The sequence below is a fragment of the Opitutaceae bacterium TAV5 genome, assembly GCA_000242935.3.
Lineage (GTDB): Bacteria > Verrucomicrobiota > Verrucomicrobiia > Opitutales > Opitutaceae > Geminisphaera.
The window spans coordinates 6,916,754-6,930,401 of sequence record CP007053.1 but is presented as its reverse complement, the minus strand read 5'-3'; the positions used below and the strand labels follow the sequence as shown (position 1 = coordinate 6,930,401).

Below are 13,648 nucleotides of genomic sequence, written 5' to 3'. Positions count from 1 at the left end.
TGGAGCGGCTGAATTTTTTCCAGAAGCATCCGTGTCACCCACAAAAATCGGGTGCGACTCGAAGTTGTGTCATGCGGAGCGGCGAGTGGAACTAGTCATGAGATTCCGTTTTCTCACCGGACAAAACCTGGGGCACCGTTACGAAGTAGACTTGTGGCCGGGAGGTGCCGCGGGGGCGCCGGCCAAAGGCGATCTTCGAGCCATCGGGGGAGATGACGCAGGCGCCGGGCATGGGGGCGTCGCTATCGGTTGTTTTGGCCGTCAATCGCCAGGCGTCGCCCGTTGCGGCTTCGGTGAGAAACACGCTCCCATCCATGACGTGCGCGATGAAGCGTCCGTCCCCGCTCCAGCTGAAGGCCGAGTCTATGTTCCAGGGATGCCGGCTGATTTGCCTCGGTAATCCCCCGTTGGGCGAAACTCCCCAAAGCTGAACGATGCCGCGCTCGTCCTTCATCAGGAAGGCAATCGTGGCGCCGTCCGGTGAACTCCGCAGCCAATGCCTGGGGCCCTGCAGGCCGGGAAAAGGGCGTTCGTCGGTGAACGTCAGCCGGCGCTGTGCGGTTCCTCTCGGCGGAGCCGGACGCCGCGTGGCCGTGCCTTCCAGCGGCGCATCGCCCGCCAGCGTGACATCCTCCGGGAGATCGACGATGAACACTTCCTGGTGCGTCCCACCCGGGCGGGACTTCACCGTCCCCTGGAAAGCGAGCGCCTTTTTCTGCCATTGCCCGTCTCCACGCCGATAGCCGGAGCGTCCGACCCAGCCCTCCTCGCAGGCCCGGCTGATCTCGTCGGAACCCGGAGCCGGGTCCGCCACCGTGCGGGTGACCAGCACGGAGAAAAAGTCGCCATCGTGGTTGCGCGGATGGTTGCGGTTCACGACGACCGGTCCTTGCGGGACGGCCACGCCGACGTTGCGCTGGTTGGCGTCGTGATCGATGCCGCTGCCTTCAAGGAGCCGAAGCACCTCGTCTTCATAAGTGAAGGACACCCAGCGCCCGTCGCCGCTGAAGACGTGCACGTGCGATCCGCCCCGCAACGCGCCGGGAACGAAGGGGGGCGCGTAGGCGTTCGCATCGAGAGGCCGGGACTCACCGGGGGAGGCGGCATGCACCCACACGCCCCGGCGGCGGGAAAATCCATACGACCACTCCGGGGTCGGATGGTCCGGTCCGGCGATGAACACCGCGCGGTCATCCACCGGGCTGTGCGTCACCACCCCGCAGGAACCGCCGCCGGCGGCTTCGTGGAGCGTTTCCGCGGCGCCTGTTTCAGCATGCACCCGCAAGATGCGGCGACTGGTCGTAAACTCGCTCGATTCGGTCCGCTCGTCGCAGACGATCCATTCGCCATCCGGGGACCAGACGCCGAAGTTGGTGATGTCATGCGAAAGCGGCCCGCTCGTGAGGCGCACTTCCCGGGTCCCGGATGAGAGATCCCGGATGGCGGCGGCCGGGCATTGCGGGAAAAAAACGGCTGCAAACGCGAGCGCGAGGATTCCCCGGTTCATCCCGCAGGCGAGAAACCCGGGCCGTCGGCGGACGCCGGGCGCCGCCGTCGGCCAAAGGGGTCTGCAAGCGAAAACGAAATCACCATTCATGGGACTTCAGGCCGATGAGGTTTCCCCGGCCGCCTCGTGCGTCTCCCTGGCTCCGGCGATGGTGAGGCCGGGACGGCGCTCGGGCCCGGTCCGCTGAAGCCATGCCAGCAGGAGGGCGAGGACGATCATCACCCAGATGACCAGCGTGGAAACCCAGTAGGGATGCACGTGGATGCGCAGGAAATTCGGGATGAATTTCCACTCCACCAGCGCGAGGTAGAGATTCAGCGAGATCGCCACCGTGAAGGATTGCCAGAGCACCTTGCGGTTCACTCGCGGGGCGAAAAAGCCGAGCATGAAGAAGCACACCGTCACCCCGCTGAGCAGGCCCGCCAGCTTGAGCGAGAGATCGAGGAAACTCTCCTTCTCCGCATACCAGAACCCGTAGCCGACGGCGAACATCACCAGCGTGCCCGCCACAGTCATGATGCGGCCGAGCCGGGCGTAAAACCGTTCGGAGCGGTCTTTGAATACGTGGGGCGCGAGGATGTCCACCGTCGAGACGGTGGCGAAAGCGTTGAGGCTGGAACTGAGCGACCCGACCGCCGCCGAGAGCACGCCGGCGATCACCAGTCCGCTCAACCCGGCGGGCAGGCGCGACATGATGAAGTGAGGGAACACCGAGTCGGGAGGCAGCGCCGCCACCTCCGCGCTGGGCAGCACCGTGTAGTAAACGAACAGGCAGGTGCCGAGGAAGAAGAAGAACAGCCACGTGGGCAGGCTCATCAGCGCGCAGAGCAGAGTGGCGCTGCGCGCCTCGCGCGTGCTCTTCGCGGCGAGGTAGCGCTGCACCACGTTCTGGTCGGCCACGAAGCCGCTCACCCAGGTCGTCAGGCCGATGATGAGCATGGTCCAGAACGTGCGCTCCGAGAGATCCCAGTTCATCGGCCCGAGGCTTAATTTCCCATGCTCTCCAGCGACGCGGAAGACGTCGGAGAAGCCTCCGGGCAAGTCGAAGATGATCACCGCCACCGTGACGGCGCCGCCGAGATAGAGGATGAAGGCCTGCACCACGTCGGTCCATACCGACGCCGACATGCCGCCCATGGTGGTGTAAATCGCCGCTCCGATGCCGGTGCTGAAAATGATCCAGAAGGGCGAGATGCCCGTGATCATGTGGATGGGGATGACGAGCAGGTAGAGGATGGACCCGAGCCGGAGCGACTGCATCACCAGGAACATGCCCGCGACGTAGAGCCGGGCGCCCTCGCCGTATCGCTTTTTCAAATACTCGAACGCCGTGGTCTTCGCAGTATTGCGGAAGAAGGGCACGAACAGCCAGATCGCCAGCGCCGCGAGAACCGGATTGGCGAGGTTCGGCACCACCTGCCGCCAGTCGAGCGCGAAGGCCGCCGCCGGGAAGGCGAGAAACGTCACCGAGCTGATCGAGGTCGACAGCATGGAGAGGCCGATGGCCCAGGCCGGCAGGTTGTTGCCGAGAAAGTAGGTCTTGCTGGTCCTGGTCTTGCGCGAGAAATGCGCTCCCATGAGGGCCATCGTGACGAAGAAGGCCGCCATGATGGCGAGGTCGAGCGGGTGGAGTGCGGCGGCAAAAAAAAGCATGGTGAAGAAGCGGATGAGCGAGGGGTCAGTCAATACACGAGGTCCCGGAAGTTTTTCACGCGATGGAACGTGACCAGGTTGCCGTCGTGGGCGGACCGGACGTTTTTGTCCCCGCTGCGGGAGAAGATCACTCCCTCCTGGCGCACCAGCGACGAGCCCGGAGAATAGTCGGGCGGCTTCCCGGCTACGATCCCGGCGGAGGAGGGCAGGGCCGCGCCGCAGACGGCTGCCCCAAGCAGGGCCGGCATCCGCCCTCGGCAGAGAAAGATCCGGAGGAAGGGCGGGCGCCTGATTGTTGTATTCACAATTTGGATACTCACGGGTTGCCGGGTTCAGGGCGAAAGCGGATGAAAGCGCAGTCCCTCGGCATCCTTGCTGGCGATGGTCCCCCACTTGTCTGCAAGCGATTCGAGCCGGATCGCCCGTACCGAGAAATCGGCCATCAGCAGGTTGACCGGCCCGCCGCCGTGGGCCTTTCCGGTAGTTGAAATCGCGACGTTGGACGCGAGCCCCTGAGGCCGGTCGGGGTAGGGTCCGGCGCGGTCGACATTGTAACCCTGCGTCTCCGCGGTGGCGCCGTCGCCCAGCACGCCGGCATAGCGCTCCCCCAGCAGGATTGTTTGTGTGGGATAGGCGATGTCGGCCGCCCGAATGCCCCAATCGCCCTTCAGCCCGCCGGGCGAGACTGCCCATGATTCGTTGGTGACGATGAGGCCGTTGGTGCCATAGGTGCCCATGGATTCATGCAGGGCGGAGCTCATGTCGTAAAGCTCCGGGGGCGTGAACGGGCTGTGGAACTCGGCGCGCCGGTAGGCCTCGCTCAAGAGCGACACGCTTTCCCCCCGCTGGAGCGTCCCGGTCGTCACCGGCTCCAGTCCCATGTAGGGTCCGATGCGGAACATCCAGCGTTTGGCCCGGCTGATGCCCGGCCCGGGATAGACGTCTTTGTTATCGGCCAGGAACAGCGCGAAGCCTACACCGATGCTTCGTAGCTGGGACTTGCAGACGACATGCTTCGCACTGATCCGCGCGCGGCCGATGCCGAAGACCGCCAGCGAGGCGAGGATGGTGAGGATCGCCATCGCCACCAGCAATTCGATCAGCGTAAATCCCCGCCGGGCGGACGGGCTGCGACGGGCGGGGCGTGAGCATGCTTCATGGCGGAAATCGGCCGGGGCAAGGCAGCCGTCTCTCTTCGGTGAATACCGGAAGCGCCGCCGCCTCAGCGCGGAGAACGCCAGCAGGAGGCCGCCCGCGACCGCCGCGCAGGCGGAGGGCTCGGGCACGGCGGCGGCGGTGAGGAAGCCCTGTTCGTCGATGCCCACCGACAAGCCGTTGACCGTGATCGCCGCCAGTTGCTCCGCGGTCAGGCCGCTCGTGTCGGTGCCGAAGCGGATCGACGATCCGCTCACGAAGCTGCCGGTGATCGACAGCGCGTAGTCGCCCCAGTCCAGCGCGCTGCTGTCGGCGAAGACGATCTGGTTGGTGCCGGCGGAGCCGAGCAGGATGAAGGAGCCGGAGGTCAGGCTCAGCGTGCCCAGCGTCTCGCTGAAGCCGTTGAAATCGAATGTGCCTCCTCCCAGCACCACGTTGCTCGCGTGGGTGAAGCGGTGGTTGGCCCCCAGGCGAAACGTGCCCTCGTTCACGGTGGTGCTGCCGGTGTAACCGGCCTCGCCCGTGAGGGTGAAGATGCCGCTGTTGGTTTTGACCAGGCTGCCTCCGCCCGTGATTTCCCCCTCCCACTCGAAGCTGGAGGAAAGGTTGAAGCTCACGTTGCCGCTGGTGAGCGTGAGCGTCCGGCCTGCGCCCGCGGTGAAGTCGTCCTGGATTCGGAACACGGTGCCGCTCGCGAAGGTCACGCTGTTGCCCGCCGCGCCGAAGGCTCCGTCCGCATACCGGACCCGCAGGATGCCGGCATTCACCTGGATGCCGCCCGAGTGGGTGCTGTTCACGTTGTTGAGCGACAGGGTGCTGCTGCCGGTCTTGGTCAGCCGCCCCGTTCCGGAGACGGCGCCGTACCAGTTGGTGAACCCGTCGGTCTGGACGGTGGCGTTGTTATTCAGGATCAGCGCGCGCGGGGAGGCGGGGGTGTTGAACTCCTCGGTGATGCGGAGGGTGCCGCCGTTCATGGTGACGCTCGTTCCCGCCGCGCCCAGATTCGCATCCACCCCCACGGAGAGGACGCCCGCGCTGACCACCGTGCCGCCCTCCCAGGTGTTGGCGCCGGCCAGCACCAGGGTGCCGGCGCCGGCTTTGGTCAGGGCTCCCTCGCCGTCGATGGTCCCCTGCCAAGTGATCGTGTGCCCGGAGTTCGGCTCGATCGTGCCGCCTCCGGCCAGCAGGGTGGTGGCACGATTCACGGTTCCATTCTCCGCGATAAAGGTGCCCGCAAAGTTCAGTTTGCCGCCGTTGAACGTGATCGCGCCGCCGGCCCCGCCCAGCGCCTTGTCGCCGATGCCGTTCGCGGTGGACACATTGCCATTGATGAACAGGCCGCCGGTAAACGTGTTTTCGCCGTAGAGGTTGACGGACTGGCTCGTCAGGTCGGGATTATACAGGTCCACCACCACCGCGACCTGTCCCGCCCCATCCTGGATGGAGCTGTAGACATTGATCCGCTTCGTGGACTCGTCGGTGAAGGTGATCGTCTTGAGCCCCGCCGTGGAAGACTGGATCACGAAGCTGCCGCCTTCACCGATGGAGAAGTAGCCGTTTGTGCCACTGGCCGTGTTGGCGTTGACGATTTCCAGGTCGGAGGCGAGGTGGATGTCCACCGTGAAGTTGGTATTCAGGGCGCCGCTGGTCGCCGCCAGGCGGGAGGCACCCGAGCCCCCGGTGTTGTCGAAGGTGATGGAACCGGACCCGCTGAACGTATACGAGTGGCTGTTGTTCGTATCGCCGATGAGGATACTCCCCACCGTGAAGTCATCGTCCACGGTCACGGTTCGGTTCGCGGTGATATTCACCTGGCTGAAGTCCGCGATGACGCCGGCGGCGTCGGGATAACCGCCGGGGGAGGCCCCCCAGTTGCTGGCGCTGCTCCAGCTGCCGGCGGCGTTGGGAATCCAGGTAAACGTCGTCTGGCCCAAAACCTGGGAGCCGGCAAGGACGACAGCGGCAAACGTCATGAGGCGGAGGGGGAATGTTATCGGTGTTGCAGTTTTCATGGGAGGTGGTGATCGGGTGGGGGCGCACTCAGAGGGGGCTTCCCGCTGCGTCGGCGGCGCGAAGGGCCTCCAGCGCCTGGAGGGAGAGCGGTCCGTCGTAGAACCGGACGTTGTCGAGCCATCCGTCCAGACCGCGGTTGGCCTGAATGTGGTTGCCCAGGATGGGCGATCCGGGGACATGGGTCAGCGGACCGGAGAAGCGGCCATGGCCGGCCTTCTTCACGCCGGAGTCCCGGTCTCCGGCATAAAACATCACATCGGAGCCATCCCAGGTGATGGCGGCAAAGGTCCAGGTGTCGGTCTGGTTGTAGCGGTGGGCCTCGGAAGTTGCCCGCACACTGGACGCCCCCGTCCCGAAAAACATCTCCAGGCCGCCCCGGAATGTCCGCAGAACCATCCCCCGCTGGGTGTGCGAGATCCCGCCGGTCGGGGAGATGCTCAGGCAAAAGAGACGCAGGCCGTCGTCGGTCGCCTGCTCCGTCTTGAACCAGAACGCCAGGGTGAACCCCTTCAGGTCCGACAAGTTGAAGCCACTCACGTCGACCTGCACCCGCGATGTATTGACCGGCACGCCCGCGCCCTGGGAGGTGTTCGCCGAAGCGTCCCACGCCCGGTCCCCCGTCAGGCCCGACACGCCCGATCCGGGTTTCCCGTGGCGCTGGTTCGGCCCCATCGGCCTCAGCACGGCGGGCAGGCTGCCCTTGCTGGCATAGTCGCCGCTGGCGGCGTTGAAATCCGACGAGAACAGGAGCACGGGAGCGTTCCCCTGCGCAACCAGACCCGCGGACAAAACCATCAGCGACCCCGCGAGGGCGACTGCGGACCGGAAAGAGAATATCGATTTAAGATACGTCATGACAGCATGTTGTTGAATCTCAATAAACGAGTTTCCTGAAGTCCTTGACCCGGTGGAAGGTGATGAGATTGCCATCGTGCGCGGTCCGGGCCTCGGCGTCGCCGCTGCGGGAAAGGATCACGAGATCATCCCCGTCGACGGCCATGCTCGCGTAGTGCCGGGACTCCTTGTTGCCTCCCCCTTTCGCCACCAACCCCGCGAAGCACCAATCCACCATGTTCTTCGAGAAATGCAGCACCAGACGGTTGCGCTCGTTGAGCGGCAGGTCGTAGCGATCCGCCGGCAGCTGCTCGATGCGCGTCATGGAGTCGGTCGCCTGGGAACCCACCATCCAGTAAAGCCGGGTTGGTTCGTCATGGAGCACGTGGAAACGCATATGCCCGCCAGGAAACGGCAGGAAGAGGGCCGTCTTGCCCGACGGCACTTTCTCCAGCGAAGTCGTCATGCTCCCGTCGGCGTTCTCGATCACCTTGGCCAAGGCCGCATAGCCGGTGCCTCCGGTGTGCGCACGCAGGAAGAGGTGAAACGTCCTCCCGTTCGGATCGTGCCAGTAGTGTTCCGGATCCAGAATCTGCACCACATTCGCCTCCAGCCAGCCCATGGGGGCCATGGAGCGCCTGTTGGCGAGGGAGTGCCGGCCCGGATAACTCTGCGGGAAAAAAGGGAGTCCGGTAAAATCGATCTCCAGATCGTTTTCCCGGTAGCCGGGGATGATGTCTTGAAAGGCCAGCTCGTCGGCCAGGGTCCACGACTCCCAATTGGTCAGATCGTCGTCCACGCTGGCGCGCATCAGCACCGGCGCCGCCGCCCCCACCGGCCACGACCTGATCCTGTCGTCCACGATGCGTTCCATCACCAGATAGACGTTGCCGCGCGCATACCACACGTTGCACGCGCTCTGGTGCCACCGCTGGCCGCGGGTCAGTTGAAATATCTGCGACCACGTCTCGCCGGTGTCATCCGAGCGCATGATGCGCAGATCCCGCTCATGCCCGAGGTAGTAGAGGCTCTTGCCGGCCTCGAACAAACGCCCGTGATTGATCCTGGCCGACCCGCGCCGCGTCCAGTTCTTTCCGCCGTCATCCGAGGTGAGCACAAAGGCATACGGGGCGTCCTTGGGTGTCCTGCGATCCCCGATCTCGTAGGCGGCGACAAGCCTGCCCGTATCCATCCTGATGATACTCGGGGTATACAGCGAGCTGTGCGCCGGCTCTTCGGACCGCACGAGGATGGATTCGGTGCCGACCGGAACGGCCGCTTGGGAAAATGCGGCCGGAGACAGCAGCAGGGAAACGAGGCAAAGCAGGGATTTCTTCACGGGCATGGTGTTCGGGGATTCAGGGACAAGGAGAGGAGTGGCTTGCGCTGGACAAGAGATAGGAATTTTCGGGCGGGGCGGCCAACAGGCGAAAATTGCACTTTGCCTGATATGATGCTACAAATCCGACATCATGAAATCCGACCTGCTGCCCCATCAGGACTACAAACGGGACCTGACCGCGGTCCTGGCCCGGCTGCGGGCGGGACGACTGGGAATCCACATCCCCCCCGCGGAAGACCTTTACCGGAGATACCCCGAGGCCCATTTCCATCCCACGCCGGAGTTCTTCGTTCAGGTCGGCGGCGGCACGGATTTCAAATGCCCCGGCGGCAAGTTCCGGATGGGCACCGGTCAGGTCTGCGTGATGCCTCGCGGCGTGGCTCACCATGAGACGCCGCTGGACCTCCGGTCATCCTACGGCATCGTCGTGTGCATGCAGGCGCGCAACGGCTTCTTCCTGCACCGGGCGCGCATGCATCCGGTGTCCGGAGCACAGGAGGGCCACGGCACGATCCTCCTGCCCGGCGCGTGGGGCCGCGACAGTTTCCTGCACCTCGACAGGATCGCCGAGAGCAAGACCGTGCCGAAGACATACCGGAAGGCCTACATCCATTCGCAGCTGGAGTCGTTTCTGCTCAGCGTGCTCTCGTCGCTTCAGTTGGAGGAACGGAAATCGCCCGTCCCGGACACCTCCGATGTCGCTGGTTCCCCGCTGGTGCTGGAAGCCGAGAAGATCATCCGCAAGCAGCTGTCCGACCCCGAGCTGTCCATCGCCAGGCTGGCCAGGTCCCTGGGCTGTTCGACGGACCACCTGTCACGGCAGTTCCACCGGGAGCGCGGACTCCGGCCATCCGTATGGATCACCTGCGAGCGCATCCGCCTCGCCAAGGATCTGCTGAAGGATGCCCGCCACAATGTGACCGAGGTCGGCTGGGCCTGCGGCTTCAACAAGCCCTCCTATTTCATCCGCATCTTTCGCCGCCACACCGGGCAGACGCCCCGGGAGTGGCAACTCACCCCGGGCCTGCCGGAATCCTCCTACATTTTTCCGCTGGCGAGAATCCTGGAAGAACGGGCGAAAACGGACGTTTCGTCGCCGGAACCGTTGGTGGCGCCGAAGCGGAGGAGGGCAGGGACATGAGACACGCCTGAGATAATCCAGCGGACGCGCATGCGTGTTGGTGGTCAAAAAAACGTCAGCCAGGGGTATTGCTTCCAACTCGAAGCCCGCGCCATCCTCCTGATCCTGATGTCATCCGGTATTTCCATTTCCTCTCCCGCATTTTCGCCCTCCCCGCCGCCCGCTCCGCTCGCGCCGTTGCCGCCGGGCGCGTCCACCGATGCCGTGCTCGACCGGTTTCTCGCCGTGATGCGCGAGCGCGGGCTCGAACTGTACGCGGAGCAGGAGGAGGCGATCCTTGAGCTGTTCGATGGCAAGAACGTCATCCTCAACACGCCGACCGGCTCCGGCAAATCCCTCGTCGCGGCGGCGTTTCACTTCAAGGCGCTCTGCGCGGGCGAACGTTCCGTCTACACCTGCCCGATCAAGGCGCTGGTGAACGAAAAATTCCTCTCGCTCTGCCGCGATTTCGGTCCGGCGAATGTGGGCATGATGACCGGCGACGCCAGCGTGAACCCCGGCGCGCCGATCCTCTGTTGCACCGCGGAAATCCTGGCCAACATCGCTTTCGCGCGTGGCGAGCTCGCGCCGATCCGCGCCGTCATCATGGACGAGTTTCACTACTACTCCGATGTGCAGCGCGGCTACGCCTGGCAGGCGCCGCTGCTGACGATGCCGCAGAGCCGTTTCCTGCTCATGTCGGGCACGCTCGGGGCGACGGAGTTTTTCGAAAAGGACCTGCTCCGCCTCACCGGTGTCGAGTGCGTCACCGTGCGCAGCGACACACGGCCCGTGCCATTGGAATTTGAATACTCCGAGACGCCGCTGACCGAGCGGGTTGCCGACCTCGTGCTCAACAAACGCGCGCCCGTTTACCTCGTCTATTTCACACAGCGGGCCGCATCCGAGGCCGCGCAGAGCTGGATGAGCCTCAACCTCCTCTCGAAAGAGGAAAAGGCGGCCATCGCCGACGATCTCGTCGGCGTGAAGTTCAACAGTCCCTACGGCAAGGATCTGAAGCGCTGGCTGCGCCACGGCATCGGCGTGCATCACGCGGGGCTTCTGCCGCGCTATCGCATCCTGGTCGAACAACTGGCGCAGAAGGGGCGGCTCAAGCTCATCTGCGGAACGGATACGCTTGGTGTCGGTGTCAACGTGCCGATCCGCACGGTGCTTTTCACGCAGCTCTGGAAATACGACGGGCAAAAGGCGGCGATCCTCAGCGTGCGCGATTTCAAGCAGGTGGCCGGGCGAGCCGGCCGTCGCGGGTATGACGACAAGGGATACGTCGTCGTGCAGGCGCCGGAGCATATCATCGAGAACAAACGCCTCGCCGAAAAGGCGGCGCGTGATCCGAAGAAGAAAAAAGCGCAGAAACGCTCCGCCCCCGAGGGCGAGGTGGGCTGGGATGCGCGCACCTTCGAGCGGCTGATGACTTCGCCGTCGGAGCCGCTGCAATCGCGGTTCGATGTGTCGCACGGCATGTTGCTGCTCGTGCTCGGCCGCGACGCGGACGGGTGTCGCGCGATGCAGAAAATCATCCGCGACTGCCACGAGACGCTGCACAAGAAACGGCTGCTGCGCCGTCGCGCCTGGCAGCTTTTCCGGGCGCTGCTGGAGCGCAAGATCGTGGAGTGGCTTCCTGTCAACGAACGCCCGCCGTGCGGCCGCAAGCTGCGCGTCAACGTCGATCTGCAGGAGGACTTTTCGCTGCATCAGGCGCTTTCGCTCTATCTTATCGACACGGTGCCGCTGCTCGATCGCGCCTCGCCGGATTATCCGTTCGATGTGCTCACGCTGTGCGAATCGATCGTCGAGGACCCGGACCAGATCCTGCGCCGCCAGCTCGACAAGCTGAAGACGCAAAAGCTCATCGAACTGAAAGAGGCTGGCGTCGAATACGAGGAGCGGATGGAAAAGCTCGACGAGCTCGAATACCCGAAGCCGTTGCGCGAATTTGTTTACGAGACGTTCAACGCGTTCGCCGCCAGGCATCCGTGGGTGGAGAACGAGAACGTGCGCCCCAAGTCGATCGCGCGCGAGATGTTCGAGCGTTACCTGTCGTTCTCCGACTACATCAAGGAGTATGGTCTGGAGCGCAGCGAAGGGCTGCTGCTGCGCCATCTTTCGCAAGTCTGGAAGGTGCTCGTACAGACGGTGCCCGATGCGGCGAAGACCGAGGACGTGATCGAGATGGAGGAGTATTTCCGCGAGCTGATCCGCGGCATCGATTCCAGTCTGCTCGAGGAATGGGAGCGCATGCGCAATCCCGACTACGTGGCGCCGGGGACGGCGGGTGCGGAGGCCGACGGTGGCGCGGATCGCAAACCGGCGCGGCCGGCTTCGTACGACATCACGCGCGACGCGGCCGGTTTCCGGCGGGCGGTGCGGGCGGCGATTCTGGGCTTCTTGCAGGAGGTGGCCGCGCACGATTACGAAGCCGCGGCGGCGCGTCTCGGTGCGGGGGCGGACGGCAATGACGCGGCGGAGGGAGCCGGCGAAGGCGGCGGAGCGGGATCGTTTGTGCCGCGTTCGCCGGAGGCGCGGCGGATCGAGGAGGCATTCGCACCGTATTTCGACAGCCGCGGCCGTTTCCGGCTCGATCCGGAAGGCCGTTCGGCGAAACACACGCACTGGGGCGATTACGACGAGGCCGGCGCGCGCGGCGGCACCGGCGACTGGCCCGTGGCGCAGGTGCTGGTCGATGCGGAAGGGCATAACGACTACGAGGCGCGCTTCGTCGTGTCGCTGCCGGCCTCGCGCGCGGCAGCGGCCGTGGTGGTGCGGTTTGCGGGCGCGGGCGAGATCGGGGGGGCGGAATCATGAGCGACGAACGGGAGAGGCAGGACGGAGCGGGCGGGACGCCCGCGCCACTCAATCCGGCGGTTTCGCCGTCACACGGGCCGGAAGCCCGTGCCACGCCGGAATCATGGGCGGAACGCCCATGCCACACGGGAGCGGGCGTTCGGGAAAAAAAGCTCGCGCCGCATCGGGCAGGGCAGGCGCCCGAGGTCATCACCGTCACGCTCAACCCGGCGATCGACCGCACGGTGACGGTGCCGGAGTTTGCGGCGGGTGAGGTCAACCGCGCCGTCGGCAGTCATGACGAACCGGGCGGCAAGGGTGTCAATGTGGCGGCGGCGCTGGCCCGCTACGGTCGCAACGTCGCGGCAACCGGGTTTCTCGGACGGAGGAACCTCGGCATCTTCCGGGAGTTTTTCGACGAACTGGATATCGCCGGCCGGTTCGTGCTGCTGGAGGGCGAAACGCGCACCGGAATCAAGATCGTGGACCCGGAGAGCGGCAGCACGACCGACGTCAATCTTCCCGGCCTCGCGCCTTCACGCGAAGAGCTGGCGGAGCTTTCACGGCGACTGGTTCCCGGCGCAAGCGAGACGCCCGTCGCGCCCTGGTATGTCCTGGCCGGCAGTCTGCCGCCCGGTGTGCCGGTGACGATCTATGCGGACTGGATCCGGGCGCTCCGCGAGCGCGGCGCCGCCGTGGCGCTGGATACGAGCGGCGAGGCGTTGAGGCATGCGGTCGAGGCAGGGCCGACGTTTGTAAAACCCAACATTGCCGAACTCGAGACCCTGCTCGGCCCGGGCCGCCATTTGCCGGATGTGGCTGCGGTGATCGCCGCGGCCCGCGAGCTGATCGCCCGTTACGGCATCGGACTGGTGACGGTTTCGATGGGAGCGGCCGGCGCCTGTTTTGTCACGGCGGACGAGGCGCTGCTGGCGAAACCGCCGCCGATCCGGGTGCAGAGCACCGTGGGGGCGGGGGACGCGATGGTGGCCGGCGTGGTGCATGCGCTCGGCGAGGGAACGCGCCCGGCGAAACGGCCGCTGGCCGAGGTGGCGCGGCTGGCGACGGCCTTTTCGTTGTCCGCACTCACGCTCGGGCAACCGACGGACTCCGCCGGATTTCGCAACGGTGTCGCCGCATGGGCACCGCGCGTGGAGATCGTGCCGGCGGGTCTTTAGATCTGGCCCGTAGCCGCGAACGTAAGTTCGCAGCGACGGGC

The 13,648-nt window shown here is 65.2% G+C and carries 9 protein-coding genes; 3 read left to right on the top strand and 6 right to left on the bottom strand.

The annotated features are described in order from the left end of the window. Window positions 1–91: 91 nt before the first annotated feature. The 6 genes from OPIT5_29195 to OPIT5_29170 form a co-directional block, all read right to left on the bottom strand. On the bottom strand, window positions 92–1,507 hold the full coding sequence (locus OPIT5_29195) for a biopolymer transporter Tol (protein AHF93669.1): 1,416 nt from the start codon (window positions 1,505–1,507) through the stop codon (window positions 92–94). 96 nt (window positions 1,508–1,603) lie between these two features. Continuing rightward, window positions 1,604–3,193 (bottom strand): sodium solute transporter family protein, encoded by a 1,590-nt coding sequence (locus OPIT5_29190; GenBank protein AHF93668.1) that lies wholly within the window; start codon window positions 3,191–3,193, stop codon window positions 1,604–1,606. Beyond that, complete coding sequence (locus OPIT5_29185) at window positions 3,190–3,408, bottom strand: hypothetical protein (protein AHF94873.1); 219 nt, start codon at window positions 3,406–3,408, stop codon at window positions 3,190–3,192. The genes OPIT5_29190 and OPIT5_29185 overlap by 4 nt, the downstream gene beginning before the upstream one ends. 84 nt (window positions 3,409–3,492) lie before the next feature. Next, window positions 3,493–6,288, bottom strand: a complete 2,796-nt coding sequence (locus OPIT5_29180; protein ID AHF94872.1) for a hypothetical protein — start codon at window positions 6,286–6,288, stop codon at window positions 3,493–3,495. A gap of 67 nt (window positions 6,289–6,355) precedes the next feature. After that, window positions 6,356–7,123 carry a hypothetical protein gene (locus tag OPIT5_29175; protein AHF94871.1) on the bottom strand — a complete coding sequence of 256 codons (768 nt, stop codon included), beginning with the start codon at window positions 7,121–7,123 and terminating at the stop codon, window positions 6,356–6,358. Between the two features lie 79 nt (window positions 7,124–7,202). Further along, the gene (locus OPIT5_29170) at window positions 7,203–8,507 is read right to left on the bottom strand and encodes a hypothetical protein (protein AHF93667.1); all 1,305 of its coding nucleotides are present in this window, start codon (window positions 8,505–8,507) and stop codon (window positions 7,203–7,205) included. 127 nt (window positions 8,508–8,634) lie between these two features. Here OPIT5_29170 and OPIT5_29165 point away from each other — a divergent pair, with 127 nt between their 5' ends. The 3 genes from OPIT5_29165 to OPIT5_29155 are packed head-to-tail and all read left to right on the top strand — an operon-like array spanning window position 8,635 to window position 13,607. Beyond that, on the top strand, window positions 8,635–9,645 hold the full coding sequence (locus OPIT5_29165) for an AraC family transcriptional regulator (GenBank protein ID AHF93666.1): 1,011 nt from the start codon (window positions 8,635–8,637) through the stop codon (window positions 9,643–9,645). Window positions 9,646–9,675: 30 nt separating this feature from the next. Further along, on the top strand, window positions 9,676–12,450 hold the full coding sequence (locus OPIT5_29160) for a DEAD/DEAH box helicase (GenBank protein ID AHF93665.1): 2,775 nt from the start codon (window positions 9,676–9,678) through the stop codon (window positions 12,448–12,450). Further along, entirely contained in the window at window positions 12,447–13,607 is a 1,161-nt protein-coding gene (locus OPIT5_29155) for a phosphofructokinase (GenBank protein AHF93664.1), read from the top strand. Before OPIT5_29160 ends, OPIT5_29155 begins: the two co-directional genes overlap by 4 nt. Window positions 13,608–13,648: the final 41 nt, after the last annotated feature.